Origin of the sequence: Winslowiella iniecta (assembly GCF_001267535.1) — a bacterium.
Lineage (GTDB): Bacteria > Pseudomonadota > Gammaproteobacteria > Enterobacterales > Enterobacteriaceae > Erwinia > Erwinia iniecta.
In genome coordinates this window covers 1800-2096 of sequence record NZ_JRXE01000001.1, presented here as the reverse complement: position 1 = coordinate 2096, position 297 = coordinate 1800, and the positions used below count along the sequence as shown (strand labels likewise).

General features: G+C 66.3%; 1 protein-coding gene. It reads left to right on the top strand.

What is annotated here, in order from left to right; genetic code table 11:
* A partial coding sequence (locus NG42_RS22850) for a DUF6531 domain-containing protein (RefSeq protein ID WP_162231004.1) occupies positions 1-297 on the top strand: 297 nt, incomplete at both ends.

The window sequence follows — 297 nt, the reverse complement described above, 5'->3', positions numbered from 1 at the left end:
GCGGCGGGCGACGCGGCGGGCGGCATCGCCGCGCGCGCCGTTCAGACCGCCCGCCCGGTGAATATTGCCACCGGTGCCAAAATCCTCGCGGGCGCTGACGATCTCGATTTTGTGCTGGAGGACCGCATCCCGCTTTACTGGCAGCGTGTTTACCACAGCCGCAATCCGGCGGCCGGCATGCTGGGACAGGGCTGGATGCTGCCGTTTGAAACCCGGCTGATCCGCTATTGCGCGGCGAACGGCGAGCTGCATTTTCGCTGGCGGGATATGACCGGCCGTGAAATGGAAATGGGGGCG